Origin of the sequence: Mycetohabitans endofungorum, assembly GCF_002927045.1 — a bacterium.
GTDB lineage: Bacteria > Pseudomonadota > Gammaproteobacteria > Burkholderiales > Burkholderiaceae > Mycetohabitans > Mycetohabitans endofungorum.
On record NZ_PRDW01000003.1, the window covers coordinates 101,353 to 126,180 of the forward strand.

Here is a 24,828-nt window from a genome sequence, read left to right on the forward strand (position 1 = left end):
GAAAGAGGATCACCGGCGGGTTCTCGACCGCCGGGCGAAAAGTAGCGAATTGTAGCGCGGATCGGCACGGCGATCGCGTCGGACCCGAACGGCGTCGGTAGGTCGGCTCCGAGCGGCGCCGGTAGACGGGTCGCGCGACTCGGCGGCCGTGATGTGCTAGACCGCCTAGAATGGCAGCTTCGCGTCCGGCTTCTGCGCAATGATCACGCGCCTGAAATCCTCCTGGATCCGTTTGAGCGCGGCATCATTGTCGGCCTCGAAGCGCATTACGACCACAGGCGTGGTATTGGACGAGCGGGCGAGCCCGAACCCGTCCGGATACTCGACGCGCAGGCCGTCGATTGTAATCACGTCGTCAGCGCCGTCGAACTTCGCATGCTTTTGCAGCTGACCGATCAATTCGAAATTCTCGCCCTCGTTGAGCTTGAGCTGCAATTCGGGTGTCGAGATCGAGTTCGGCAAGCTGTTGAGCAACTGACTCGGGTCGGCCACGCGCGACAGGATTTCCAGCAGCCGTGCACCGGTATAAAGGCCGTCGTCGAAACCGTACCAGCGGTCCTTGAAAAACACGTGCCCGCTCATCTCGCCGGCAAGCGGCGCGCCGGTTTCGCGCAGCTTCGCCTTCACCAGCGAGTGGCCGGTCTTCCACATCACCGGCTCGCCGCCCTGCTCGCGTACCCACTTGGCCAGGTTGCGCGTACACTTCACGTCATAGATGATCTGCCCGCCCGGGTTGCGCGACAGCACCTCTTGCGCGAACAACATCAATTGCCGGTCCGGATAGATGATTTGGCCGTCCTTGGTCACGACGCCGAGCCGATCGCCGTCGCCGTCAAACGCAAAGCCAATCTCCGCGTCAGTCTCCTTCAGCGCGCGAATCACGTCCTGCAGGTTTTCGGGATGGGCCGGGTCCGGGTGATGATTCGGGAAATTGCCGTCCACGTCGCAGAACAGCTCGACCAGCTCACATCCGAGCGCCTTGAACAGCCTCGGCGCAAGCGATCCCGCCACGCCATTGCCTGCATCGACGACGATCTTCAGCGGCCGAGCCGGCTTGATGTCGGACACGATCCGCTCGACGTAGGCATCGCGCACATCATGTTCGCTGTAGCTACCGGCGCCCGTGGCAAAATTGCCCTCGACGATGCGCTGATACAACGCTTGAATCTGCTCGCCGTAGATCGCGGCGCCGCGCAACACCATCTTGAAACCGTTGTAGTCCGGCGGATTATGACTGCCCGTGACGACGATGCACGAATCCACTTGCCGCCCCGCGAGCGGCACGCTGGCCGCGAAATAGCCGAGCGGCGTCGGCACCAAGCCGATATCGATCACGTCCACGCCCGCCGCGCGCAGACCATCGGCCAGCGCGGCAGACAACTGCGGACCCGACAGGCGCCCGTCGCGACCGATCACCACCGCATCGCCACCTTGGGCACGCACTTCGCTGCCGAACGCGCGGCCGATCTGCCGCGCCACATCGGCATCGAGCGTCTTGCCGATGACGCCGCGAATGTCGTAAGCCTTGAAAATCGCTTGAGAAATCATGAGTGAGTGCCTGTTGGAAACGAAAATTCGAGGGGCCGCCGAAGCGTCGCGCAACGAGCCTACGCAGTCTGTTCGCAGTGCCGCTCACGGGTCGCCGGTTCGGGACCGGATCCAATCTATAATTGCAGCTTACTCAGACCCCTTTGTCTGGCCATTTTAACGTGGTTAAAGGCCACGATCGCCAAAATGGCGGTCCGCACCACGTCAGGACGCGTACTTTCCGCCCCGCCGGCGCATGCTGAACCGAATCAAGAACAATCCGGATGTCGCCCGCGCGCTCGCCAACCTCTGTTGGCTCGGCCTGGAGCGGCTCACACAAATAGGGGTCGCGATTCTGATCAGCGGCCTGCTCGCCCGCTATTTCGGCGCGGAGTTGTTCGGCAAGTGGCAGTACGCGAACACATTGCTACTCGTGCTGGCACCGCTGACCTGGGTGTGCGGCGCCGAAATCCTGGTCCCCACGATCGTGCACGGCGGCGAGCAGCGGCTGGGCACGATCCTCGGCAGTGCGTTCGCGCTGCGCTTTGCGGTATCGGCACTCGCGCTCGCGCTGACGTGGGCCGGCATCGCCGCCGGGCTGACCGAGCCGACCGTCGGCGCAATACTGGCCGCGTTGGCCGTGACAATGCTGTTTCGCGAGCCACTGGTCGGCGTGATCAATTCGTGGCTGCAAAGCATCACCTATGCCAAGCCACAGTTGATCACGAGCATGGTCACCGCACTAGCCAAAGCCAGCGGCGTCTGGCTGCTGGTGCGCGTTGCCGCGTCGGCGGCCAGTTTCGCATGGCTGTGGGCGGCGGAGGCAGCGATCGTCGCCGTCGTGCTGCTCGTCTATTACCGCGCGCGCCACGGCCGCTTGGACTGGCGTGTGGAGCGCGCGCTGCTGCGCACATTCAGCAGCGCCGGGACGGTTTTCTGGCTCGCACTTGCCTGCATGTACCTGTTCCTGAAGCTGGACCGGCTAGTGCTGGAGCGCTACGTGTCATTTGCCGAATTGGGCCGCTATGCAGCCGCACAGCAATTGAACGAGAACTGGATCGCGCTCGCGCTGATGCTTGCGCAAACGCTCGCGCCGGCGTTCGTTTATCGCGTGGCCGACGTATCGCGGCTGCGACGCAATATGGGGCGGCTGCTGTGGATGACAGCGGCACTGATGAGCGCCGGCGCGCTGCTGTTGGATCTAGCGGCGGGCCTGGTCGTGCGGATCGTGTTCGGACCCGGTTTCGACGGCGCCGCGCAAATCCTGCGCGTGGCGGTCTGGCTGTCGGTGCCGGCCGGCGTCGAGGCGATCAGCAATCTGGTCGTGCTCAAATACCAGGCCAAATTCGTCTTGCTGGCCAAATGGGTGCTGGCATTGGTCGTCGCGCTCGCGCTGGACCTCGTACTGATCCCGACATTCGGCGCACGCGGCGCGCTAGGCGGACTGGCCGCCGGCTATATCACGGCGGCCGCGGTGAATTTCTACTATATCCGACTCAAGCTCACGCCATGAACGATGTTAATCATGACGCGCTCGCGAGCGTGAGCGTGCTGATTCCCGCCTACAATTGCCAGGCCGACCTGGAGCGCACGCTTCGCTCGTTCAAAGAGCCAGCGCCGGTGCACGTGCTGATCGTCGACGACGGCAGCACGCCGCCAATCACTGCGCCCGCTATCGATGGCCTGTCGGTCGAAGTCCTGCGCCTGGCGCGCAATGGCGGGATCGAGCGGGCGCTGGCCGCCGGCATCGATGCGCTGGCGGCGCGCGCGGTGCGCTACGCGGCCCGTATCGACGCCGGCGATCTTGCCTGTGCGCGCCGGCTTGCGAAGCAAGCCGCCTATCTGGACACGCATCCGCGCGTGGCCGCGGTCGGCATGTGGGCACAGGTCTCCACGCGCAACGGCACGCCGCTGTTCACGTTGGCCCCCCCGAGCGAGCCGACCGACATACGGCGGCGGCGCTTTGCGCGCACCGCATTGATTCATCCAGCCACGATGCTGCGCGTGGACGCGGTCCGGCAGGCTGGCAACTATCGCGCGGCGTACCGCGCAGCCGAGGACCTGGACTTGTTCCTGCGCCTGATGCGCATGCACGAGTGCGCGAACCTGCCCGAGGTCGGGTTGGTTTACGAACTGAACGAAGGCGGCATCAGTGCTACAAAGCGACGCACGCAGATCGTCTCGACACTGCGACTACAGCTTGCCTACTTCGAGGCGGCCAATCCCTACTGGTGGCTCGGCCTGGGCAAGAACCTGCTGCATTGCGTGACGCCGTACCTGGTGTTGCGACCCATCAAGCGCGCACTGTTCCGTGCGCGTGCGCGTCAAACATGAGGACAACAATGACGAATCAACGCACGATCCTAGTCACCGGCGGTGCGGGCTTCATCGGCTCGCATACCTGCGTCGAGTTGCTCAACGCGGGCTACGACGTCGTGGTAGTCGACAACCTGGTCAACAGCAAGGTCGACGCGGTGCGCCGCGTCGAGCAAATCACCGGCAAGACGGTTCAGTTCCACCAGGCCGACTCGCGCGATGACCGCGCGCTTCGACAAGTGTTCGAACAACGCCCGATCCACGCAGCAATTCACTTTGCCGCACTCAAGGCGGTCGGTGAATCGGTGCAAAAGCCGCTGGAGTACTATGCAAACAACTTGGACAGCCTGCTGGCGCTGCTGCGCGTGATGAATGAGCATGATGTGAAGCACGTCGTGTTTAGTTCGTCAGCCACCGTGTACGGCGTGCCCCAAAGCGTGCCGATCGACGAGTCATTCCCGTTATCCGCGACTAACCCTTATGGCCAGACGAAGCTAATGGCCGAGCAGATTCTGCGCGACCTGGCACATGCCAATGCTGGCTGGAAGGTCGCCACGCTGCGCTATTTCAATCCGGTCGGCGCGCACGAAAGCGGGCTGATTGGCGAGGACCCGAACGGTATCCCGAACAACCTAATGCCGTTCGTCGCGCAGGTGGCCGTCGGCAAGCTGCCGCGCTTGCGAGTCTTCGGTGGAGACTACGACACGCCGGACGGCACCGGCGTGCGCGACTACATTCATGTCGTCGACCTCGCGCGCGGACACCTTGCCGCACTCGATACGCTGTTCGGTCAAGGCCGCAGCTTTACCGTGAACCTGGGCACCGGCAAAGGTTATAGTGTGCTGGACGTGGTGCGCGCCTTCGAGCGGGCCAGCGGTCGCGAGGTCCCGTACGAGATCGTCGCACGCCGCCCCGGCGACATCGCGGCCTGCTACGCGGATCCGGCGGCGGCCGAGCGGATCATCGGCTGGCGCGCCGAGCATGGCATCGAAAGGATGTGTGCGGATCATTGGCGCTGGCAGGCAAACAACCCAAACGGCTACGCCTAAGCCCTACGAGGAGACGCAGCAACCATGCTCAGCTTCGCCATTGCCTTTTTGATTTCGCTGCTGGTCACGCTCGTCATCGTCCATTACGCGAACACGCACCAGCACCTGTCGACCGATACCGATCTGCGGGGCGTGCAGAAATTCCATGTCCGGCCCGTGCCGCGCATCGGCGGCGTCGGCATCCTGCTCGGACTGGCGGGCGGTGCCGTGCAGCTGCGCGGTGCGTATCCGTCGGTGGCCGATGGCATTTTGCTGCTGGCCGCCTGCGGCCTGCCGGCGTTCACCTCCGGGTTAATCGAGGACCTGACCAAGCGCGTGAGCCCCTTGGCACGGCTCGCCGCGACGATGGTCGCCGCGGCGCTCGCGTATTGGCTGCTCGACGCAGCCATTACCCGTATCAGCGTGCCGTGGCTGGATTTCGCACTCGCGTATCCGTGGGTATCCGCGGTGATCTCAGTGCTCGCGGTCGCTGGGCTGGCCAATGCGATCAATATCATCGATGGCTTTAACGGGCTCGCCTCGATGGTCGGCTTCATGATGTTCGCCTCGCTCGCGTATGTCGCATTCCAAGTCCACGACCCAATCGTGCTGTCCGGCTCGCTGGTCATGATGGGGGCGATCATTGGCTTCTTTCTGTGGAATTTTCCGGCCGGACTGATCTTTCTGGGAGACGGGGGTGCGTATTTCATCGGCTTCATGCTGGCAGAGTTGGCCATCCTACTCGTGATGCGCAACCGCGACGTTTCCGCTTGGTATCCGCTGCTGCTGTTCATGTATCCGATCTTCGAGGTCTGTTTCTCGATCTACCGCAAGCGGTTCGTGCGCGGCATATCGCCCGGCATTCCGGACGGTGTGCATTTGCATATGCTCGTCTACAAGCGGCTGATGCGCTGGGTGGTCGGCGCGCGCACCGCACGGGAGTTGACCCGGCGCAATTCTCTGACCTCGCCGTACCTGTGGTTGCTCTGCCTGATCGCCGTGATCCCGGCAACGTTGTTCTGGCGGCACACCGTCCACCTGTTCTGTTTTGTCGTACTGTTCGTGGCAACCTATGTGTGGCTGTACGTGAGCATCGTGCGCTTTAAGGCCCCCCGCTGGCTCGTGTTCCGCAAGCGCCCGCGTTGATTTGTTGCGGGGTGCCGGCCGCTATGATCAGCGTTCTGGACGATGGCCCAAGCCAGGCAGAATGCATTTGCCAAACGCTGAGCAAAGCTGGACACATGTGTCATTCATTCTCCGAAGGCAAGGCCTTCGTGCACCCGTTGCTCAGGCAAACCTTCGATCTGCTGGTGCTGGACTGGAACGTATCCGACATGCCAGGCGACGAGGTGCTCAGATGGGCCAGGCAAAGCCTGCCCCCATGCTGTTCATGACCAGCCGCAGCTACGAGACGGATATCGTGTCGATGCTCAACGCCGGCGCGGACGACTACATCGTGAAGCCGGTGTCCGCGCAAATCCTACTGGTACATGTCGAAACGCTGCTGCGTCTCGCGTACCAGCAGCCGGTGTCGGGCTCGCGCGAGCAATTCGGCGACTCTATGTTCGACAGCGCGCTGCAGCAGGTGCACGTGCGCGGCACGCCGGCATCGCGGACCAACAAGGAATTCGAACTGGCACTGCAGTTGTTTCGCCATCTCGCGCGACCGCTGTCGCGATCGCACATTCTTGAGCAGGTCTGGAAACAAGACGTGGATGTTCCGTCGCATACGATTGACACACATATCTCAATGATTCGCTCAATTGCAGTTACGTTCACACACCGCATTACGCGCGACCCGGCGCGCCGACGACATCGAGTTCTATCGGGTACAGCCAAAGGACACCCTGTACGACATTGCTGAGCGCTACCTGATCCACTCTGGCAACTGGAAGGCGCTGCAGCGGGGGAACCGGGTTGCGTAGCCGCGGGGCCCGCGGGCCTTTGCGGCGTTGCGCGTACCGGGCCCACTGCTCAAGCGCACGCCGTTGACCGTCCGCGTACGGACCGTGACCGGCGTGGCCAGTCGATGCGGAGGCGGCAGTTATAATGAGCGCCCTGTGCGCAAGATGCCGGGCATGCCCTCGAGGATGCCATCGCCCACGCGCCGCGCTGAAGAACAACCCACAGCCTCGTATTCATGCACCCAAACCGATTTGTTACAGGGATCGCCACAGCCGCGATTATTCTTTCACCTGCGCTAGTGCTGACAATGCAAGGGGGAACCGGTTACTGCTATTTCACTTTGCTCGTGTTGGCGCTAGTTTGGGCAGCTCATCCGTCCAACTGGAAACATTGCCGATCGATATGGCGCGAGTACCGAATTTATCTCATTAGCATGCTGGCATTGCCGGCTGCCGTCTTATTTCAAGTACTCGTACTGCAGACCGCCAAGCTATCGGCATTTGATTCCATACTACGGTTTGGTTTGATTGTACCTAGCTTCTTCCTGCTCGCCTCACTGCCATCCGCCCAACTCCGCTTGGTGCAATGGGGCTTCGTTGCCGGAGCCATCGCAACCGGCGCCTGGGCACTTCATGAGGTGCTGCACACCGGCTCTTGGTCCACGCCCGGACGCATCGGCAACGCGTTCATGAACCCCATCCCTTTTGGCGGAACGGCCCTGCTGCTTGGTTTTCTTGCCTTTGCATCACTTAAACGTGATCGGAGAATCTGGCTAGGCGAATGGGCGCTTAAAGTCATTGCACTGCTCTGTGGATGCTACGTCTCGTACCTATCCGGCGCACGCGGCGGTTGGATAGCCCTACCCGTGCTCGTGTGGGCTTCGATGGCCAGACGGCATTGGTTGTCCAATCGTTGGGCCGCAGCCGGACTAGTACTGTTACTGATAGCAGCACTAGGCGCGCTTTCGACTACGAATATGGTTCAAGAACGCGTGAACGCGCTTGAATCCGACATACACAAGCTCGTGAGAGGCGATACTGAATCGTCGACAGGCATACGTCTTGAATTATGGAAAGCATCACTAGAATTGTATGCCGAACAGCCGACCTTCGGTGTCGGAAAGGGCCGATTCAGGGAAGCCATGATGCATATCCCACAGTATCAATATTTGGCATCCGACTTCCATATGTACCATGCGCACAATGAGATACTGTCGATGCTTGCCGAGGGGGGTACAGTGGGCGTTGTCTGTCTCCTATTGCTTTATGGGGGACCACTGCGATACTTTTGGAAATACCGGCGACATTCAGATCCAACCATCACAAATGCAGCATACATGGGTCTGATCATGGTGCTGGGTACGTTCGTGTTTGGACTGACGAACGATGTTTTCGCGGTTGTGATGAATGCAGCGTTTTACGCGCTGACGACCGCTACATTGCTAGCGATCATCGCCAGCCGAAAAAGGGAGCTGGCTGAGCGCTAACGCATAATATGGGTCGTACTACCCGGCGTGGGAGGCGTGATTGTTGGTAGGCACACTATGCAGCATCGCGCCGCCAGTCGGCTGATATTCGGGAACCCAGCGTCTCAGGTCACGCCGCACTTCATCATCCGACAGGATCCGCTTCTGCATCAACCACGGCAGCAGTTCATCAAGCAAGTTCCCCGGGACTTCACGCGCCCGCGCGATACGCAACTTCGGATGCGGCGTGCGAGTCGTCGTTTCTTTGTCAGCCAGCAGCTCTTCGTACAGCTTCTCGCCCGGCCTCAAACCGGTAAAGACGATTTTTATCTGATTCTCGTTAAAACCGTATAATCGGATCAGGTCACGCGCCAAATCGGCGATACGTACCGGCTGACCCATGTCAAGCAGGAAGATTTCGCCGCCTTGACCCATGCTCGACGCCTGCAGCACCAACTGCGACGCCTCGGGGATGGTCATGAAAAAGCGGGTAATGCCCGGATGCGTGACGGTCACCGGTCCGCCGCGCGCGATCTGTTCCTGAAACTTCGGTATCACGCTGCCCGCGCTGCCCAGCACGTTGCCAAAGCGCACTGTCTCAAGCTTGGTTGCATGCGTGCTCTGCTGCAACACCTGGCAGACCATTTCCGCCATCCGCTTGCTAGCCCCCATTATGTTGGTTGGATTGACAGCTTTGTCGGTTGATATCAGCACGAAACGGCACACCTTGTGCCGGATCGCGGCGCTGGCAACGCGATATGTGCCAAGCACGTTGTTGCATATTGCTTGCCATGCGTTAAGCTGCTCCATCAGCGGGACATGCTTGTATGCGGCGGCGTGAAAAACGATATGAGGCGCGTACCTGGCCATCACCTGATCTAGCAGCAAAGAATCCTTGGCGTCGCCAATTACCGGTTTGATCGACACGTCTGGATAATGGTCGCGCAACTCTTCGTTGAGCTGGTATATCGCATATTCAGACAGGTCTAAAGCAATCAATTGAGCGGGATCAAAGCGCAGGATCTGCCGGCACAATTCCGACCCGATCGATCCTCCAGCCCCAGTCACCATCACCACTTGGCCCTTCAATAACGCCTCGACATGCGTGGTATCGATCGACACCGGATCGCGTCCCAACAGATCTTCCAGATCGATTTGACGAACTCTGGACAGTGACGACTGACCTTGAGTCAATGCAGTCAGTCTCGGCAGAACAAAGGCTTGGACCCCTGCCCGCACGCATGCGGTCGCGATACGTCGATGCGCGTCGACCGACGCAGACGGAATTGCGATGATAACGTGCCCAACCTTCAGTTCAGTCACAAACCGCTTCAATTCCGATATAGGCCCAAGCACTTGGTAGCCGTAAAGCTCACGCCCGTGCTTTACAGGATCGTCATCCAACAGGCCAACCAGCCGCCACTCCCCCGACCGTTTCAGCTCACGAACAATACCTGCCGCCGCATTACCAGCTCCCAATACGAAAACTGGTTTGCCCTGACCGACCAGCCCACCGTATAGATAAAATTCCTTTGTTGCACGATAGATCGCACGAGCGCCGCCCATTCCCAGAAAAAGCAACATCGGCGAGACAGCCAACACAGATCGGGGAATGATAGGAATCGGCTGGATCATCACGGACGCAATCATCACCAGCACGGCGCCGAAACAAATCGCTTTGGCAATCCGCACAAGGTCCGGCAAGCTCGCGAACACCCACATGCCGCGATATAGGCCAAGCAGTCGAAACATGGCACCATACAGCGGCAGCACCCAAACCAGTGCATGCAACGCGCCGGTGCGGAAATCGTCCGGAACCGCTCCATTAAACCGGATGATGTAGGAGCAGGCCCAGGCCAGCGCAACCGAGCATAAATCAAACGCAAAAGCACTGGTCGAAAGCCATGAGGCTTTAAGTTTGATCATTGGCGTCAAGACCTTTAGGAAGAGTAGACCTGGCTACATAGCCCCGCCAACGCCGGTCAACCCAATAACCCATCGCGACGAGCACCAGCGCCCAGCTGAACACTGCCATCCACTGATAGAAAGGGGAAAACCGCAAAGCGACAATGGCGAGCATTATGCCAGCCACCATCACCCAATACCAAATTAGCGCCGTAGTCGCATGTCCCAACCCCGAACGCACCATCCGTTGATAGTAATGCTCTCTGTGGGCGTGCCAAAATCGCTCGCCACGCCACAACCGCTTCAGCAGCGTCACAGAAGCATCGCCAATGAAAGGTGCGAATGTCAGCGCCGGAAACCACACAGGCCAGACTCCACCTCTCCATCCCCAATAGCCCAGCGCTCCAGCAAGAAACCCTAGCGGGATCGATCCGGCGTCGCCAAGGAAGACCCGGGCCGGGTGGAAATTGAAAAGCAGAAAACCGGCTACAGCACCGGAGATCACTGCGCTCGCCGCAGCAAGTTGTACGTCCGGATAGTTGACGGAAAGCGCTGCATATGCATAGCCGCCAAATCCAAATAACGCCATGCCTCCTGCTAGACCATCCGCACCGTCCATGAAGTTGTAGAGATTGACTAGCCACAACAGCAAGAATGCGATAAGCGCCAGCTCCCACCAGGGGACAGGCGTCCGATAGGCAAACACTAACGACACCACCGCAACCAAATGACCAGTAAAACGCATCCGAGCAGGTAAGCCGCACCGGTCATCAATCTGTGACAGCGCCGCCAGCAAACCCGCCACTGCGGCCGACATCCACAGCTCTGGTGCGCTCAACCAGATGAGTACCATCACGACAGGAACGATACCCCATCCCCCAACGCGTGGCGTTGGCCGTATATGTAACGAGCGGTCGTTCGGCACGTCTGTGGCAAGACGCCACGCAAGGCCGGTTTGGAGCAGGTAAGCCAAGATGGCAGTAACAGCGACCAGCCCGGCCACGGCGAGCAGCACACACGCCTTTAAAGGGGGGAGATTCAAAACTTGCACAGGAGACATCCGTTTCAGTGGGCTGCTCGATACCATATAGCGGTTTTCAGCAAACCTTCTTCAATGGAGTATGGAACACGCCATCCTAAGACTTTGCTGATATGCGATATATCGAGTCGCAAGTCGTTGACTAGACGCTCAACCGCTTCTGAGCGGCCAGTAAGTCGGCCCGCAATCCGCAGCATTAGCACCGGAACCGGAATAAGCCGCGCGGGTACATTCAACTGCCGTGAAAGCATCCGTACCAATTCTGCCACCGTCAAATCCAAGCCATCGCTCACATGAAACGTTTCGCCTGCGGCAGATGGGTGGAGTGCACAACTCACCAATGCGTCTACAAGGTTATCTAAGAAGACCATGCTGCGGCGCGCGTCGACGGAACCAAGTGGCAATGGAATCCCGCGGTCAATCGCTGTCATTAATTGCAAAAAATTGGCGCGCACACCTGGTCCATACACTAGCGGCGGGCGCACAATGACAATTTCCATCCCGGTGCTGCGTCCGAACGTGGTAAGCGCCCGTTCTGCCTCCAGCTTTGACAAGCCATAGGGATCAACCGGCGCAGGAGTGACCGTTTCCTTTAACGGGCTACCGCCATCCGTTTCGCCCGCTGCCTTGATGCTGCTGACAAAGACAAAGCGGCGCGCTCCTGCGGCGCGCGCCGCTTCTGCAACGCGAACTGTGCCCTCGACATTCGTCGCGCGATACGCGGCAAGCGAGTCCGCAGCCTCATCACGCATAATATGAACACGGCCAGCGAGATGGATTACGCAGTCGCTGCGGAGGCAACGCGGCCACATACGTTCTAGTCCATCGAAATCGTTTCCTACATTCAACCAGTTATGTACGCCTTCGCAAGCAGACTGACCATGACGAGCCACCCCGGTGACCCGACCGCCGAGCCCAAGCAACGCTTGGCATAGCCGCCGGCCAATGAATCCATTCGCTCCTGTTACGACGAAACCAGTCATATCCACTTCCAGCCAAAGCGGCGGTAAAATTTAAACGCTGATTGGGCGAACATACCGATGTGCTTAACGCCTTTACGCGATGCTCCGCCGCCGTGGTGCACGATGCGCACGGACGGCACGTATGCGATCCGCGCAACGGCGTGAGTACGCAGGCTCAAATCGTAATCCTCAAAGTACAAGAAATAGCGTGGATCGAAACCGCGAAGTCTCTTGAGAATGTCGGTGCGGAATAGCATAAAACAACCACTTACGATTGGTGGATCCCAGACAACGTCGCGGTCGTTAAGAACTTCTCGCATCTCATAGTTGGCAAGACGATGATTAAACCACCTTTTAAGCGCTGTAGGGGCGAAGCCACGCAATAGTAAATCGGTGACGGAGGGATATCGGCGGCAGAGGTATTGCTGGCTACCGTCGCCGCCAACGATCAGTGGCGTTATAAGACCAACATCGGCATGCTCGCTGAAGAAAGCGATTGCGTGCCAAAGCGCATCTTGGTCAATCTCGACATCTGGATTTAATATTAAGTGAAAGCACGATCTTGTGTCTTTAAGGGCGAGATTATGCCCTTGCCCATATCCTACATTACCGTGGCCAGAAAGAACCGAAACTTTAACATTGGAATCTGCGAGTGCAGATTCATAGTCTAAAGCATGTAAGTCTGAACCGTTATCAACCAGTGTCAGCATAGCGTAAGGCTGCGTGGCTAATCCCTTCAGGCCTTCCAAGCGTCTCAATGCAGCGCCAAGACTTGTTAGCGTATTCCGCAGCACTTTCGGCGGCTGACGATAGGTGACAATTGAAACGGAGATCAGCATGGAGCTCTACAACGTATAAGTTAATCGAAGTGCCCCATCGAGGCAGCCGCAATGCAGCCTTCCCACACAGTGCTGCGCTGCTATTTTACCGCGAGCATTTCGCGCCGAACTAACCGCAGTGTAGTGGCCAGTGCCGCCTTTATGGACGGCTGCATGGACTCGCCCTGCCGGCTCGGCAGGGCGATAACGACAGCGAGATACAAGCCTGCACTGGCGCCAGGTAGGTAATGTCGCTTGCCCACAGCCGGTTGGCCGTCGTGGCGGTAAAGTTGCGCACCTGACCCGGTCCCAGCAAACCGCGGTAGCCGGAGTCTAGTAAAGTTCGTTTTTGGAGAAGACGAACATGAAGAAGCGCTTTACAGAAGAGCAAATCATCGGGTTTTTGAAGGAAACCGAGGCCGCCATGCCGATCAAGGCGCTGCACAGGAAGCACGATTCAGTGACGCCTCGTTCTACACGAGGCGCGCAAAGTTTGGTAAGCACCCGGCAATGGTAATTTGAACTAGCCGTGTCATGAAGCGACGATCGTGTCAGCTCATTCTTATAGACACGAGTACACCATGAACGAGAATGAAGCGGGTTCTGAAATGGTGCAGCCGACACGGCGGCGGTGCCACAACAAGGAATTCGAGAAGAAGGTGATCCGTGCGGCGATGCAGCCAAACGTGTCGATCGCTGCGGTCGCGCTGCATTACCAGTTGAATGCAAACCTGTTGCGCCGTTGGGTGGCCGCAGCAAGAGCAGGACGTGGCGTGTTTGCAAGGGTGACTGCGATGATGCGCATCGACGCGATCTGATTGGCGACCAAGCCGATCGATATGCGCGCGGGCATCGATACGATCCTGGTGCGTGTCGTGCCGATTGCCCATCTACCGAGCCGACGACATTGCCGCACTTCTACCGCATCGCTGGGCAACTTCCGCAGCTTGATTGCGGTAATTTACGCCCCGGGGGATGCCTTTGTCGGGTGCTTACCCTCCAACAAATCCGGGGGATTTTACTATCAAACAAAGCGACTTTGCAAGCCAGAGTCACTTGCGGAAAATTGATTCGCACTGTCAATGGAATTGAAGACACAACTTCAACCCCTGATCCCATCGCGGTGGCTGCAAACCAAACACGCGCTCTAACTTACCGTTAGACAAACAAGAATTCGCCGGTCGCTCCGCTTGTGTGGGAAAGTCGGATGCGGGTATCGGCATAACAATCGGCACACGCTTCAACGCTATCGCATCAAAGATGGCTTTGGCAAAACCATGCCATGATGTTGAGCCGGCCGCGGTTAGGTGATAAAGACCTGAACGCTCTTGCCACCATTGTCGCGTATCGTGGGCGGCTAGCGCCTGGGATACGATATGTGCGGTCAGCGTCGCGATGGTGTTGCTCCATGTCGGCGAGCCAAATTGATCAGCTACAACTTTGATTTCATCTCGTTCCTTTCCGAGACGCAGCATCGTCAGCAAGAAATTTTTGCCACGCATGCCATAGACCCAGCTCGTGCGCAGGATTAGATGGTGCGCACCCGCGCTTGCAATCGCCCGCTCTCCAGCTAGCTTGCTGACGCCATAAAAATTCCTGGGGTCAGCCTCGTCTTCTTCAACGTACGGTGAGTCCTTTTCGCCGTTGAAGACGTAGTCCGTCGAATAGTGGATTATCGCAGCCCCCACCCGCCTCGCCTCGTCGGCCAACACGCCGGGAGCCTTCGCATTGACCTGCATTGCTAAGCCGGGATTGTTCTGCGCCGCATCGACCGCCGTGTAGGCAGCTGGATTCACAATCACCGCGGGCCTGATGGTACGTATGACGGCACGCATCTGATCTGGTTTGGTCAAATCAAAAGCGGCTCTATCAACAGCGATCACTTTGCCCAAGCCCTGCATTGTGCGAACCAATTCAAAGCCAATCTGTCCCGTTGCACCCGTCACCAGGATCGTCGCTTCGCCGCGCCGTTTTCGCTCACTAACCGTCATGCATACAGCTCCGCTTCACTCAACCGCTTACCACCCGCGTCCTTTGCAGCGACCACAGGGTCGCCTTGTAGAGGCCATTCGATTCCCAGTTTCGGATCGTTCCATAAGATGCTGCGCTCGAACTTGGGAAACCAGTAATCAGTGGTCTTGTACAAGAACTCCGCACTATCGGACAACGTCAAGAAGCCATGCGCAAAACCTGCCGGCACCCATAATTGCCGCCGGTTCTCCGCGGACAAGTAAATACCTACCCATTTTCCAAAATTGGGCGAGCTTCGCCGTATGTCGACCGCAACATCGAAGACTTCGCCATATACCACGCGTATAAGCTTGCCTTGCGCATGTTCGATCTGGTAGTGTAATCCGCGCAAGACGCCCTTTGCCGAACGAGAGTGATTGTCTTGAACGAAGACCGCGTTGCTATTGACCGACTGCGCAAACTCACGTGCATTGAAGCTTTCAAAAAAAAAGCCCCTTTCGTCACCAAAAATTTGTGGCTCAATGATCTTCACTTCGGGCAATGAAGTAGCCTTTACCTGGATTGCCATACAACGTGGTCCGTCACTATAGTCTGTAAATACCTGCCATACTGGCTTTTAGCAAGAGGTGTCGCGAGCTTGAGCAATTGCTCGGCGTCGATCCACCCAAGCCGATACGCGACCTCCTCCGGACAAGCAACAACAAGCCCCTGACGCTTTTGCAGCGTCGCAATGAACGTCGCCGCTTCAATTAAAGAGTCGTGCGTACCCGTATCAAGCCATGCAAAGCCACGCCCCATTATCCCGACATTAAGCTTGCCCGCGTTAAGGTACACGCAATTCACGTCAGTAATCTCGAGTTCGCCGCGTGGCGAGGGCCTGATTGATTGCGCGATATCGCAGACGCTATTGTCATAAAAATATAATCCTGTAACAGCATAGTGAGAGCGAGGCTTGGCCGGCTTCTCTTCTATCGATAGCGCGCGGAACTCACTGTCAAACTCCACGACGCCATAACGCTCAGGATCATGCACGTGATACGCGAAGACGGTAGCTCCATCCCGTTGCGCATTGGCATGCTCGAGCTGCTTCACCAAATCATGCCCATAAAAGATGTTGTCACCCAGAATCAGCGCCGACGGATTATTGCTGATGAACTGACGGCCAATGACAAAGGCTTGGGCCAAGCCGTCCGGTGAGGACTGCACCGCGTATTGGATGTTCATTCCCCATTGCTGGCCGTCGTGCAACATGGCCTCGAAACGCGGTGTGTCATCGGGTGTCGAAATTACGAGCACATCGCGAATCCCCGCCATCATCAACGTCGACAATGGGTAGTAGATCATCGGCTTGTCGTACACGGGCAGCAGTTGTTTGGAGATCGCATGCGTGATCGGATAAAGCCGAGTTCCGGATCCCCCTGCCAGGATAATACCCTTACGTGCCATATCTGCCATATTAGAAGCCTCGGCCATCACGCACGTTGAGCATAGTTCACTTCGACCCACTTCCGGTATTCACCGGACTGTACCTCGTTGACCCAGTCCTGGTTATCAAGATACCACTGAACTGTTTTCTTTAAACCGCTTTCGAACGTCTCCGCAGGTTTCCAGCCAAGCACGCGCTCGAGCTTTCGTGCGTCGATCGCGTATCGGCGGTCGTGTCCAGGCCTGTCCGTGACGAAAGTAACCTGGTCGCGATACGAACCACAGGGCTTTGGCCTAAGTGCGTCCAACAGGTCGCACACCGCGTGCACGACTTCGATGTTTGTCTTTTCGTTCCAGCCTCCAACGTTGTACGTTTCTCCCGGCGTTCCACGCGCGAGGACCTCGCATATCGCCGAGCAGTGGTCGCCAACATACAACCAGTCGCGCACGTTCTGCCCGTCGCCATACACGGGAAGCCGCTTACCAGCCAATGCGCTAACGATCATCAAAGGGACCAGCTTTTCCGGAAAATGGTAGGGCCCGTAGTTATTTGAGCAGTTCGTCGTGAGGGTCGGTAACCCGTACGTATGATGGTATGCACGTACCAAATGATCGGATGCAGCTTTGGTGGCGGAGTACGGACTGTTCGGCGCGTACGGCGTCGCCTCGGAAAATGGCGGCTCACTTAGCGAGAGTGAACCGAAGACCTCATCAGTTGACACATGCAGGAATCGAAACATGCTCTTTGCCTCGCCAGTGAGCGTGTTCCAATATGCGCGTGCTGCCTCAAGCAGCGTAAATGTACCTACCACATTAGTTTGCACAAATGCTGCGGGGCCATGAATCGCACGATCCACATGGCTTTCTGCGGCGAAATGCACAACCGCACGCGGTGCGTACCGTGCGAACAATGTATCGAGCGCAAGCCGGTCACAGATGTCCACCCGCGTGAACATGTGCAGCGGATTCCCTTCAAGCGACTTCAGCGTACGTAGGTTACCGGCATAGGTTAGCTTGTCGACGTTGAGCACCGCTTCGTCGCTACGTTGCAACCAATCGAGAACGAAATTGCCGCCAATGAATCCGGCGCCTCCCGTTACGAGAATCATCAAAGTACCTTCGGTTTGGATGCCAACGGACACGCACGAGCCCGCTGCTACTCTTATCGCGGTTCGGGGCCGAATCAGTGCGCGAAAACAAATGTCTAACAATAAATTATAAAGGAGGGAGCCGGCAAACCCTTGACCTGCGACGAGATTTTGTGACCAATCAGGCAGTGAGTCGCATGTCGATATTATCGGACGCCAGCCAAGCTCGACGGACCGTAGCTGGAGGTTGGTAACGATGAGCGCTATGCGCTCGACGTTCGTTGTAGAACTGCCACCAACACTCGATGAGCACCTTGGCCACGGCTGCGGAACCATTCACGATTCAACAGTTCGTCGCGCAGCTTGCCATTGAAGCTTTCGACGAAGCCGTTTTGCCATGGACTACCGGGCGTGATGAAGGCCGGCCCGATCGCTGTGTCACGCAACCAGTGCATGACTCGGGCGGCGGTAAATTCCGCGCCGTTGTCTGACCGAATGACCGCTGGTTGCCCATATAGTTCATCAACCACGGCAGCACCAGGACTACGTCCTGCGAGCGCAGGCTGGCGCTGACCTCAATTGCCAGGCATTCCCGCGTGTATTCATTCTGCGGACCCAGGCCGATCGCCACGTCGTGCTTGCCCGCCGACGCGAGCGCGGCTGCCAGGCTGGCGGTGAGCGTCGGCGCGCGGAAAAATCCCCGCCATTGGCGCGAACATTGCTGGCTTGTATAGTATTGCAGGGCCCCGACACGTTTCGTCTGTCATTCCCCTTCCCCGAAAAGGTTTGAAGCGACACGCACGCACGGTTACTGGCTTACGCAAGGCGTCCAGCCATGAAACAAGTGTGCCGGTGCTGCCCGCTTGAGCGCCGCAGAAAAATGCGAATGCCGATCCTATTGCAGCCTGTAATATTTTTTCACGCTCTAACGGCGCAGGTGAAATGATAGTGCACGATAATTAAGTGCTTGGAATTGTTAACATATTCTAAAAAATGAGCGCCGGATCTATGTTCTGGCGCCTATTCAGCCCCCCTTGATGAAGTCGCTTACACGCATGCTGAAATCGCTGCCGATGAACTACGTAGTCAAGCCGGACGCCGTGGCCGGTCTCGGCCACGACACCGCCAGCCCCCCACCGATCGGCATCGGCGACGTCCAGGGTTGCTGCAACGCGTTAGATCGGCTACTCGACAAGCTGGGACCGACGGCCGATACACCGCTGTGGTTCGCCGGCGACCTGGTCAACCGCGGCCCCGCGTCGCTTGCGGCACTACGCCGTATCATTGGACTCGGCGACCGTGCCGTGGCCGTGCTCGGCAACCATGACCTTCACTTATTGGCGATCGCGGCCGGCGTGCATCGCCCCAAGCGCGGCGATACGCTCGATGACATCCTCGCCGCGCCGGACGCCGCCGACTTGATCGACTGGCTGCGGCATCGGCCGCTGGCGCATTACGACGGGCAGCGGCTGCTCGTGCATGCCGGCGTGCTGCCGCAATGGGATGCCCGCGTCGCGCTCGAGCTGGCGCGTGGGATTGAAGCGCAGCTGCAGGGCGACGCTTGGAAAGCGTTCCTGCAGTCGCTGTGGGGCAACGAGCCGGATACGTGGTGCGATATGCTGCAAGGCGAGGCGCGCTCCCGTGTGATCGTCAATGCCATAACACGCATGCGCTTCTGCGATGCGCACGGACGGATGGAGTTCGGCGCAAGCGGGGCCCCGAATACCGCACCGACTGGGTTCATGCCATGGTTCGATGTGCCGCAGCGCCGCAGCGCCGATACGCTGGTGGTGTTTGGCCACTGGGCGGCGCTCGGCCTGGTGGTGCGCGAAGACGTGATCGCGCTGGACTCGGGCTGTGTCTGGGGAGGAAAGCTGTCCGCCGTACGATTGGACGCCGATCCGCGGCGCCGGACCGTGGTCCAGGTCGACTGCGGCAAGCAACGCTGATGCGCTCAGGGCGAGGCGCGGTCCAACTCTTCGTCCAGCGTCGGGGCGGTGGGTAGCGCCGGATCGCACGATCGCGCGTCACCCTGTCGTTTCGCATACGTCGGCGCTTGCGCCAACACCGGACGCGTCAGCGGCGGCTTCACACGCTGCTGCAACTCGCTCAGCGCATCGCTCACCACGCGTTGCGCATCATGCGCCACGACCCGTCGCTGCGAAGCCGCCTCGAGCGCAGCGCCGACGTACAGGTGCACGGTCAACGGCCCGTGGCGCAATAGCGCGTCCAACGATTGCCCAAGCGTGATATCGCCCACATACGCGGGCGCGGTGGACTGGCACCCGTGTGCATCCTCGTACATCAGGCAAATCGGTTGGACCGGCGCGCCGGCCGACACCGCAGCTTGGAACAGGTTCGCATGAAAAGGCAGCACCTCGACGCCGTCGGACGTCGTGCCCTCCGGAAACACGCAGATCGACCGCCCGCCTTGGAGTCGCTGCACCAGTTCGTGCATGATCCGCTTTGCGTCGCTGCGCTTGTCGCGCTGTACGAACGCGGTGTCGAGCTTGGCGGCCAGCCAACCGATCACTGGCCAGTCGCGCACCTCCGCCTTGGAGACGAACGGTGTCGGCCGCCAGGCATTGATCACATAGATGTCAATCCACGAGACGTGATTGCCGACCACCATCGCGCCCGCATCGACGCGACGCTCGTCATGGTGCACGACGAGCTGCACGCCGGCGAGCGCGAGAAAGCGCAGGCTCCACTGTCGCGTCAATGCCCGGCGGCCATCGTCGTCGGTGCGCGAAAAGCGCGTGGCGGCTGTCCACGCGCCATGCAGCACGTGCGCGACGAGCCGCGCCTTGCGCCATGCGACTGAAAACCGGTTCACGCCTGCCGGTCTCGGCTGTCGTACGCAACACGCCCGGCCACGATCGTGGCGCGCACCCGCGCTGGCAATTCGTACCCCAGGAACGGCGTATTGTGCCCCTGGCTTTTTAGCACCCGCGGCTCGACATGCCAATGCGCGGCGGGATCGAACACGCACAGGTCCGCTGTGGCGCCGGGCTCGAGCCTGCCCGCCGGCAACCCGAGCAATCCAGCCGGCGCACAGGTGACCTTGGCCAGCGCGTGTGCCAGCGACCGCTTCTCCTCAGCCGCCCACTTGAGCGTCAACGATAGCAGCAGTTCCAGTCCAGTCGCCCCGGGCGACGCCTCGCCGAAAGGCCGCAGCTTTTCGTCGTCGTCCACGGGCGTATGATCCGAGCAGATCGCATCGATGGTGTCGTCAGCGAGCGCCGCGCGGATCGCATCGCGGTCGCGCTGCGAGCGCAGCGGCGGGTCGACGCGGAACTGAGCGTCGAAGTAGCCGATGTCCACATCGATCAAGTGAACATGATTGATCGTGACGTCGCACGTGACCGGCAGCCCTTCGCGCTTGGCTGCGCGCACCAGTTCGAGGCCCGCCGCCGACGACAAGTGTTGCAGATGAACCCGCGCACCCGTCGCGCGCATCAGCTCGAAGATCGTATGCAGCGCGATCGTCTCGGCGGCCACCGGCACCCCCGGCAGCCCGAGCCGCGACGCGACCGGTCCGCTGGCGGCGATACCACCGCGGCCTAGATACGGGTCCTGCGGCCGCAACCAGACCGTGTAGCCGAACGTGTTCGCGTATTGCAGCGCCCGCAGCAGTACCGTAGTGTCGACGATCGGCCGGTCCGCCTGCGTGAAGCCAACGCACCCCGCCTCGGTCAACTCGGCCATCTCGGTGATGACCTCGCCCTTCAGGTCCACCGTCAATGCTCCAAGCGGATACACATGGACTTGGTCCAGGTTGCGAGCACGGAACTTCAACATTTCGACCAGCCCCGGCTCGTCCAGCGGCGGGTCGGTATCGGGCGGACACACGAGGCTAGTCACGCCGCCGGCCAGCGCCGCGGCCATCTCGGACTCCAGCGTCGCGCGATACTCGTATCCCGGCTCGCGCAGCCGCGCGCACAAATCGACCAGTCCCGGGGCGATCGCTAGCCCCGTGGCATCGAGAGTTTGGACGTCGTGCAATGGCGCCGTGGCGGCGCCAATCGAGACAATGCGGCCATCCGCGATCCAAACATCCGCCTGCTGCTCGGTGCCCGCCACCGGGTCGATAACGCGACCACCCTTGATATGAATCTTCATGCTCGTAGACGTGTTTTCGAATGCTTGCCGCTGCGTTTGCTGCGTTTCAGTCATTGTTGCCTGCGACGATGCCCATCACCGCCATGCGCACTGCGATACCGAACGTGACCTGGTTTAAGATCACGGCCTGCGGGCCGTCCGCGACGCTTGATTCGATCTCGACGCCGCGGTTCATCGGTCCCGGATGCATGACGATCGCATCAGGCTTGGCGTACGCGAGCCGCTCCGACGTCAGACCCCACGTCTTGAAGTACTCCTGCGCGGACGGCAACAGTGCGCCACTCATGCGCTCGTTCTGCAGGCGCAGCATGATGATCACGTCGACGTCGCGCAAGCCCTGCTGCATGTCGTGGAAAACGCGCACGCCGAGGTGCTCCAGTCCGCCAGGCAGCAGCGTGCGGGGCCCGATCGCACGGATCTCAGGCACACCCAGCGTGGTCAACGCATGGATATCGGAGCGCGCGACGCGCGAATGCAGGATGTCGCCAACGATGGCCACCCGCAGCTGCGTGAAGTCGCGCTTGTAGTGGCGAATCGTGTACATGTCCAGCAGCCCCTGCGTCGGGTGCGCGTGGCGACCGTCTCCGGCATTGATCACATGCACGTGCGGCGCGCAGTGCTGCGCGATCAGGTACGGCGCACCGCTTTGCGCATGCCGCACGACGAACATGTCCGCATGCATCGCCGACAGATTGTTGATCGTGTCCAGCAGCGACTCTCCCTTGCTCGTCGATGACGCATTAATGTTCAAATTCAGCACGTCCGCGGACAGCCGCTTCGCGGCAATCTCGAACGTCGTGCGCGTGCGCGTCGAATTCTCGAAGAACAGGTTGAACACCGATTTGCCGCGCAACAATGGCACCTTCTTGACGTCGCGGTCCGTCACGCTGACGAATTGGGCCGCAGTGTCCAGGATATGCGTGACCACCGCGGGAGGCAGGCCTTCGATCGTCAGCAGATGTTTAAGCTCACCATGACGGTTCAATTGCGGGTGGCCGCGCAGGAAACCCGGACGGAATGCAGCGGGTGCCGGCGCGGCGGCGCGCGTCGGTTCGGCGGGCTCTGGGGTGGCGGTATTCATGGATAACGCGGTTCAATCATGAACGTGGTGACAGCCGCACAGCCGTCACTGGATAAAATAAGCAATGCAACACCGGCCAACGCGGGGTACGCCCATGCGCGCGACGCCGTGTCACGCTTGCGCTTCGGTGACGAACGCCAGCGCACCGTGGCGGTCACGCCGCAGCACAAGCGTCTCGTTCACCGGCACGTCGAGCACCGCGCCAACAAAGCGCGCAGCGATCGGCAGTTCACGGCCACCGCGGTCGACCAGCACGGCCAACTCAACGCACGCCGGGCGGCCGTAGTCGTACAGCTCGTTGATCGCGGCACGGATCGTGCGCCCGGTGAATAGCACGTCATCCACCAGCACGATGCGCATGCCGTCCACGCCGAACGGCAACGACGTGGGCTGCGCCTGGCTGTGTAGGCCTTTTTTCGCATAGTCGTCGCGGTGCAGCGCGACATTGACCACGCCAAACGAGGCCGCGCCCAGGTCTTGGGCAAGCCGTTCGGCAATCCACGCGCCGCCGCTATGGATCCCTGCCAGTGCGGTCGTGCCTGAGCGTATCGCATCGCCCAGCGCAGCCTGCAACGGGTCGCGCATCGCGCGATACAACTGTTCCGCGTCAATCGACGCGATGGCGGCACTCATCATCGGCTCTCGGATAGCTGTTCATCAAAATACTGCTGAAGAATGATGCATGCTGCCTGTGCGTCCACGACGGCACCACGCGCTCCTGCCGCTTCGGCCTCGACCGACGAATAGCGCTCGTCGACCCAGGTCACTGGCAGGTTGAAACGCCCATTGAGTTGGTTACCGAAACGCCGCGCCTGCTGCGTCATCTCGTGCGGTGCGCCATCGGGATGCACTGGCAGCCCGACGACCAGCCGCAGCGGCTGCCATTGGTCGATCAACTCGCCCACCGCGGTGAAACGGTATTCGCGGTTGCGGTTTTCGACGGTTGTGAGTGCCCGAGCGCAGCGGGTCAGCGTGTTGCCAATCGCCACACCGATGCGCTTTTGTCCGTAGTCGAACGCGAGCAGCGTGGCCGCCGCCGTACTCATGCGTGGCCTGCCTCGCCGGAGAGCATCGTCGATGAGATGCCCAGCAGCGCGAGCGCCGCGTCGAAACGTCGCTCGGCCGGCACGTCGAACACGATCTTCGGATCCGCCTCGACGGTCAGCCAGCCATTCTTTGAAATCTCGTCCTCCAGCTGCCCCGCGCCCCAGCCGGCATGCCCGAGCGTCAGCAGGAAGCGCTTGGGCCCGTTGCCGTTCGCGACCGCTTCGAGCACGTCCTTCGACGTGGTCATCTCCAGCCCGCTGGGCACCGACATCGACGACGTATAGTTGCCGCTGCCGACCGGCTCATGCAGCACAAAGCCGCGCTCGGTCTGCACCGGCCCACCGAAATAGACGGGTACGTGCAACAGCGGCTCAATCTCTAGCTTCAGGTCGATGCGGGAAAACAGCGCCTGCAGATCGATATCGGTCGGCCTGTTGATCACCAGCCCGAACGCGCCGCGCTCGCTGTGATCGCAGAGGTACACCACCGTTCCGGAAAAAGTGGGATCGGCCATGCTTGGCATAGCGATCAGGAACTGGTTGGTCAGGTTGATGCGATCAGTGGTCTTTGACATGTTTCGGATTTTAGCAAAGACCCGGGGGTCTCTAGCGACTTCGACGATGGCACTTTGCCGACTCCACTATAGCCCGGCCACGCGCCGGCTGCCTTCGATTGCAATGGCCAGGTCGAACAGCACGGCAGCTGGATCGGGCAGCGGAATGCCGACGGCGATCTGGTACAACCGCCGCTTGAGCGTCTCGCCTGTTCCCCGCGCAGCCCAGCGCGTACGTTGCCACGCCGCGCGCGTGCTGCGCAAGCAGCAAGTCCAATCGTGCAATCACACGCTTGGCATGGACCGGCGCAACGCCGCCGCCATCCTGCCATAGTCGAAGCGCGGGCAGCGCACCGGCGGCCAGCCGACACACGTCGTAAGGGTCTGGACCTTTCAAATCCATGACGCAATCCTGCAGTTCGTCCAGGTAGCCGCCGAGCTGCTGGAGCAGCGCCGGCGCGTCGTCGGCATGGGCTCGCAGCACCGGCAACAGCGAATAGCGCATGGCTCATACCGCACGCGCAGGAGCAACCACGCCTCCAGGCGACTGATCGGATGCAGAACAGCCGCTGACAC

The 24,828-nt window shown here is 59.9% G+C and carries 23 protein-coding genes and 3 pseudogenes; 9 read left to right on the plus strand and 17 right to left on the minus strand.

Going from position 1 to position 24,828, the window contains the following annotated elements:
* Positions 1 to 165: 165 nt before the first annotated feature.
* Positions 166 to 1,548 carry a phosphomannomutase/phosphoglucomutase gene (locus tag B0O95_RS03810; RefSeq protein WP_104076710.1) on the minus strand — a complete coding sequence of 461 codons (1,383 nt, stop codon included), beginning with the start codon at positions 1,546 to 1,548 and terminating at the stop codon, positions 166 to 168.
* A gap of 235 nt (positions 1,549 to 1,783) precedes the next feature.
* Between B0O95_RS03810 and B0O95_RS03815 the strand changes: the two genes are divergently transcribed.
* From B0O95_RS03815 to B0O95_RS03840, 6 genes and pseudogenes are all read left to right on the plus strand, one after another.
* Positions 1,784 to 3,040, plus strand: a complete 1,257-nt coding sequence (locus B0O95_RS03815) for an oligosaccharide flippase family protein (RefSeq protein WP_104076711.1) — start codon at positions 1,784 to 1,786, stop codon at positions 3,038 to 3,040.
* Complete coding sequence (locus tag B0O95_RS03820) at positions 3,037 to 3,861, plus strand: glycosyltransferase (protein ID WP_104076712.1); 825 nt, start codon at positions 3,037 to 3,039, stop codon at positions 3,859 to 3,861. Before B0O95_RS03815 ends, B0O95_RS03820 begins: the two co-directional genes overlap by 4 nt.
* A gap of 8 nt (positions 3,862 to 3,869) precedes the next feature.
* Positions 3,870 to 4,892: a UDP-glucose 4-epimerase GalE gene (gene galE, locus B0O95_RS03825; RefSeq protein WP_104076713.1), complete on the plus strand. Its 1,023-nt coding sequence runs from the start codon at positions 3,870 to 3,872 to the stop codon at positions 4,890 to 4,892.
* Between the two features lie 24 nt (positions 4,893 to 4,916).
* Positions 4,917 to 6,017, plus strand: coding sequence for an MraY family glycosyltransferase (locus B0O95_RS03830; protein WP_104076714.1), 1,101 nt, complete (start codon positions 4,917 to 4,919; stop codon positions 6,015 to 6,017).
* Positions 6,018 to 6,040: 23 nt separating this feature from the next.
* Positions 6,041 to 6,633 (plus strand): annotated as a pseudogene (locus B0O95_RS03835) (response regulator transcription factor); the annotation flags it as partial.
* A gap of 450 nt (positions 6,634 to 7,083) precedes the next feature.
* Entirely contained in the window at positions 7,084 to 8,262 is a 1,179-nt protein-coding gene (locus B0O95_RS03840; RefSeq protein WP_158249444.1) for an O-antigen ligase family protein, read from the plus strand.
* An 18-nt stretch (positions 8,263 to 8,280) separates the two neighbouring features.
* Here the strand turns inward: B0O95_RS03840 and B0O95_RS03845 are convergent, their stop codons facing one another.
* From B0O95_RS03845 to B0O95_RS03860, 4 genes are read right to left on the minus strand one after another with little or no spacing between them, the layout of a single operon-like run.
* Positions 8,281 to 10,167, minus strand: coding sequence for a polysaccharide biosynthesis protein (locus B0O95_RS03845; RefSeq protein ID WP_104076716.1), 1,887 nt, complete (start codon positions 10,165 to 10,167; stop codon positions 8,281 to 8,283).
* Positions 10,154 to 11,206: an MraY family glycosyltransferase gene (locus B0O95_RS03850; RefSeq protein ID WP_233203092.1), complete on the minus strand. Its 1,053-nt coding sequence runs from the start codon at positions 11,204 to 11,206 to the stop codon at positions 10,154 to 10,156. Before B0O95_RS03850 ends, B0O95_RS03845 begins: the two co-directional genes overlap by 14 nt.
* A gap of 5 nt (positions 11,207 to 11,211) precedes the next feature.
* The gene (locus B0O95_RS03855) at positions 11,212 to 12,168 is read right to left on the minus strand and encodes a UDP-glucose 4-epimerase family protein (RefSeq protein WP_104076718.1); all 957 of its coding nucleotides are present in this window, start codon (positions 12,166 to 12,168) and stop codon (positions 11,212 to 11,214) included.
* Positions 12,165 to 12,986 (minus strand): glycosyltransferase family 2 protein, encoded by an 822-nt coding sequence (locus tag B0O95_RS03860; protein ID WP_104076719.1) that lies wholly within the window; start codon positions 12,984 to 12,986, stop codon positions 12,165 to 12,167. Before B0O95_RS03860 ends, B0O95_RS03855 begins: the two co-directional genes overlap by 4 nt.
* A 343-nt stretch (positions 12,987 to 13,329) precedes the next feature.
* Between B0O95_RS03860 and B0O95_RS03865 the strand changes: the two are divergent.
* Both B0O95_RS03865 and B0O95_RS03870 read left to right on the plus strand, forming a co-directional pair.
* Positions 13,330 to 13,463: pseudogene (locus B0O95_RS03865) on the plus strand (transposase); the annotation flags it as partial.
* A gap of 83 nt (positions 13,464 to 13,546) precedes the next feature.
* Positions 13,547 to 13,783, plus strand: a complete 237-nt coding sequence (locus B0O95_RS03870) for a transposase (RefSeq protein WP_104076720.1) — start codon at positions 13,547 to 13,549, stop codon at positions 13,781 to 13,783.
* A gap of 261 nt (positions 13,784 to 14,044) precedes the next feature.
* On the opposite strand, the gene rfbD is transcribed toward B0O95_RS03870, so the two are convergent.
* The 5 genes and pseudogenes from rfbD to B0O95_RS03895 all read right to left on the minus strand — a co-directional run.
* Positions 14,045 to 14,956, minus strand: coding sequence for a dTDP-4-dehydrorhamnose reductase (gene rfbD, locus B0O95_RS03875; RefSeq protein ID WP_104076721.1), 912 nt, complete (start codon positions 14,954 to 14,956; stop codon positions 14,045 to 14,047).
* On the minus strand, positions 14,953 to 15,504 hold the full coding sequence (gene rfbC, locus B0O95_RS03880; RefSeq protein WP_104076722.1) for a dTDP-4-dehydrorhamnose 3,5-epimerase: 552 nt from the start codon (positions 15,502 to 15,504) through the stop codon (positions 14,953 to 14,955). The genes rfbD and rfbC overlap by 4 nt, the downstream gene beginning before the upstream one ends.
* Positions 15,489 to 16,382: a glucose-1-phosphate thymidylyltransferase RfbA gene (gene rfbA, locus B0O95_RS03885; RefSeq protein ID WP_104076861.1), complete on the minus strand. Its 894-nt coding sequence runs from the start codon at positions 16,380 to 16,382 to the stop codon at positions 15,489 to 15,491. Before rfbA ends, rfbC begins: the two co-directional genes overlap by 16 nt.
* Before the next feature lie 26 nt (positions 16,383 to 16,408).
* On the minus strand, positions 16,409 to 17,470 hold the full coding sequence (rfbB, locus tag B0O95_RS03890; RefSeq protein ID WP_104076723.1) for a dTDP-glucose 4,6-dehydratase: 1,062 nt from the start codon (positions 17,468 to 17,470) through the stop codon (positions 16,409 to 16,411).
* A gap of 160 nt (positions 17,471 to 17,630) precedes the next feature.
* Positions 17,631 to 18,056 (minus strand): annotated as a pseudogene (locus B0O95_RS03895) (integrase core domain-containing protein); the annotation flags it as partial.
* 466 nt (positions 18,057 to 18,522) lie between these two features.
* Between B0O95_RS03895 and B0O95_RS03900 the strand changes: the two are divergent.
* Positions 18,523 to 19,398, plus strand: coding sequence for a symmetrical bis(5'-nucleosyl)-tetraphosphatase (locus B0O95_RS03900; protein WP_233203119.1), 876 nt, complete (start codon positions 18,523 to 18,525; stop codon positions 19,396 to 19,398).
* Positions 19,399 to 19,403: 5 nt separating this feature from the next.
* On the opposite strand, the gene B0O95_RS03905 is transcribed toward B0O95_RS03900, so the two are convergent.
* From B0O95_RS03905 to B0O95_RS15780, 7 genes are all read right to left on the minus strand, one after another.
* A complete protein-coding gene (locus B0O95_RS03905; RefSeq protein WP_104076725.1) occupies positions 19,404 to 20,285 on the minus strand; it encodes a lysophospholipid acyltransferase family protein in 882 nt (293 codons plus the stop codon).
* Positions 20,282 to 21,571, minus strand: coding sequence for a dihydroorotase (locus tag B0O95_RS03910; protein ID WP_104076862.1), 1,290 nt, complete (start codon positions 21,569 to 21,571; stop codon positions 20,282 to 20,284). The genes B0O95_RS03905 and B0O95_RS03910 overlap by 4 nt, the downstream gene beginning before the upstream one ends.
* Positions 21,572 to 21,617: 46 nt before the next feature.
* Complete coding sequence (locus tag B0O95_RS03915; RefSeq protein ID WP_104076726.1) at positions 21,618 to 22,652, minus strand: aspartate carbamoyltransferase catalytic subunit; 1,035 nt, start codon at positions 22,650 to 22,652, stop codon at positions 21,618 to 21,620.
* Positions 22,653 to 22,763: 111 nt separating this feature from the next.
* On the minus strand, positions 22,764 to 23,273 hold the full coding sequence (pyrR, locus tag B0O95_RS03920; protein ID WP_104076863.1) for a bifunctional pyr operon transcriptional regulator/uracil phosphoribosyltransferase PyrR: 510 nt from the start codon (positions 23,271 to 23,273) through the stop codon (positions 22,764 to 22,766).
* 11 nt (positions 23,274 to 23,284) lie between these two features.
* Complete coding sequence (gene ruvX, locus B0O95_RS03925; RefSeq protein WP_104076727.1) at positions 23,285 to 23,698, minus strand: Holliday junction resolvase RuvX; 414 nt, start codon at positions 23,696 to 23,698, stop codon at positions 23,285 to 23,287.
* Positions 23,695 to 24,273, minus strand: coding sequence for a YqgE/AlgH family protein (locus tag B0O95_RS03930; RefSeq protein WP_104076728.1), 579 nt, complete (start codon positions 24,271 to 24,273; stop codon positions 23,695 to 23,697). Before B0O95_RS03930 ends, ruvX begins: the two co-directional genes overlap by 4 nt.
* Positions 24,274 to 24,339: 66 nt before the next feature.
* A complete protein-coding gene (locus B0O95_RS15780) occupies positions 24,340 to 24,516 on the minus strand; it encodes a hypothetical protein (protein ID WP_158249445.1) in 177 nt (58 codons plus the stop codon).
* Positions 24,517 to 24,828: the final 312 nt, after the last annotated feature.

Coding starts and splice junctions, on each gene's coding strand:
- B0O95_RS03900 (WP_233203119.1), top strand. CDS start 18,523: ATGAACTACGTAGTCAAGCCGGACGCCGTGGCCGGTCTCGGCCACGAC.
- B0O95_RS03930 (WP_104076728.1), bottom strand. CDS start 24,273: ATGTCAAAGACCACTGATCGCATCAACCTGACCAACCAGTTCCTGATC.
- B0O95_RS03845 (WP_104076716.1), bottom strand. CDS start 10,167: ATGATCAAACTTAAAGCCTCATGGCTTTCGACCAGTGCTTTTGCGTTT.
- B0O95_RS03910 (WP_104076862.1), bottom strand. CDS start 21,571: ATGAAGATTCATATCAAGGGTGGTCGCGTTATCGACCCGGTGGCGGGC.
- B0O95_RS03870 (WP_104076720.1), top strand. CDS start 13,547: ATGAACGAGAATGAAGCGGGTTCTGAAATGGTGCAGCCGACACGGCGG.
- rfbC (WP_104076722.1), bottom strand. CDS start 15,504: ATGGCAATCCAGGTAAAGGCTACTTCATTGCCCGAAGTGAAGATCATT.
- B0O95_RS03840 (WP_158249444.1), top strand. CDS start 7,084: ATGCAAGGGGGAACCGGTTACTGCTATTTCACTTTGCTCGTGTTGGCG.
- rfbA (WP_104076861.1), bottom strand. CDS start 16,382: ATGGCACGTAAGGGTATTATCCTGGCAGGGGGATCCGGAACTCGGCTT.
- B0O95_RS03815 (WP_104076711.1), top strand. CDS start 1,784: ATGCTGAACCGAATCAAGAACAATCCGGATGTCGCCCGCGCGCTCGCC.
- B0O95_RS03860 (WP_104076719.1), bottom strand. CDS start 12,986: ATGCTGATCTCCGTTTCAATTGTCACCTATCGTCAGCCGCCGAAAGTG.
- rfbD (WP_104076721.1), bottom strand. CDS start 14,956: ATGACGGTTAGTGAGCGAAAACGGCGCGGCGAAGCGACGATCCTGGTG.
- B0O95_RS03850 (WP_233203092.1), bottom strand. CDS start 11,206: ATGTCTCCTGTGCAAGTTTTGAATCTCCCCCCTTTAAAGGCGTGTGTG.
- B0O95_RS03915 (WP_104076726.1), bottom strand. CDS start 22,652: ATGAATACCGCCACCCCAGAGCCCGCCGAACCGACGCGCGCCGCCGCG.
- galE (WP_104076713.1), top strand. CDS start 3,870: ATGACGAATCAACGCACGATCCTAGTCACCGGCGGTGCGGGCTTCATC.
- B0O95_RS03820 (WP_104076712.1), top strand. CDS start 3,037: ATGAACGATGTTAATCATGACGCGCTCGCGAGCGTGAGCGTGCTGATT.
- B0O95_RS03855 (WP_104076718.1), bottom strand. CDS start 12,168: ATGACTGGTTTCGTCGTAACAGGAGCGAATGGATTCATTGGCCGGCGG.
- rfbB (WP_104076723.1), bottom strand. CDS start 17,470: ATGATTCTCGTAACGGGAGGCGCCGGATTCATTGGCGGCAATTTCGTT.
- ruvX (WP_104076727.1), bottom strand. CDS start 23,698: ATGAGTACGGCGGCGGCCACGCTGCTCGCGTTCGACTACGGACAAAAG.
- B0O95_RS03830 (WP_104076714.1), top strand. CDS start 4,917: ATGCTCAGCTTCGCCATTGCCTTTTTGATTTCGCTGCTGGTCACGCTC.
- B0O95_RS03810 (WP_104076710.1), bottom strand. CDS start 1,548: ATGATTTCTCAAGCGATTTTCAAGGCTTACGACATTCGCGGCGTCATC.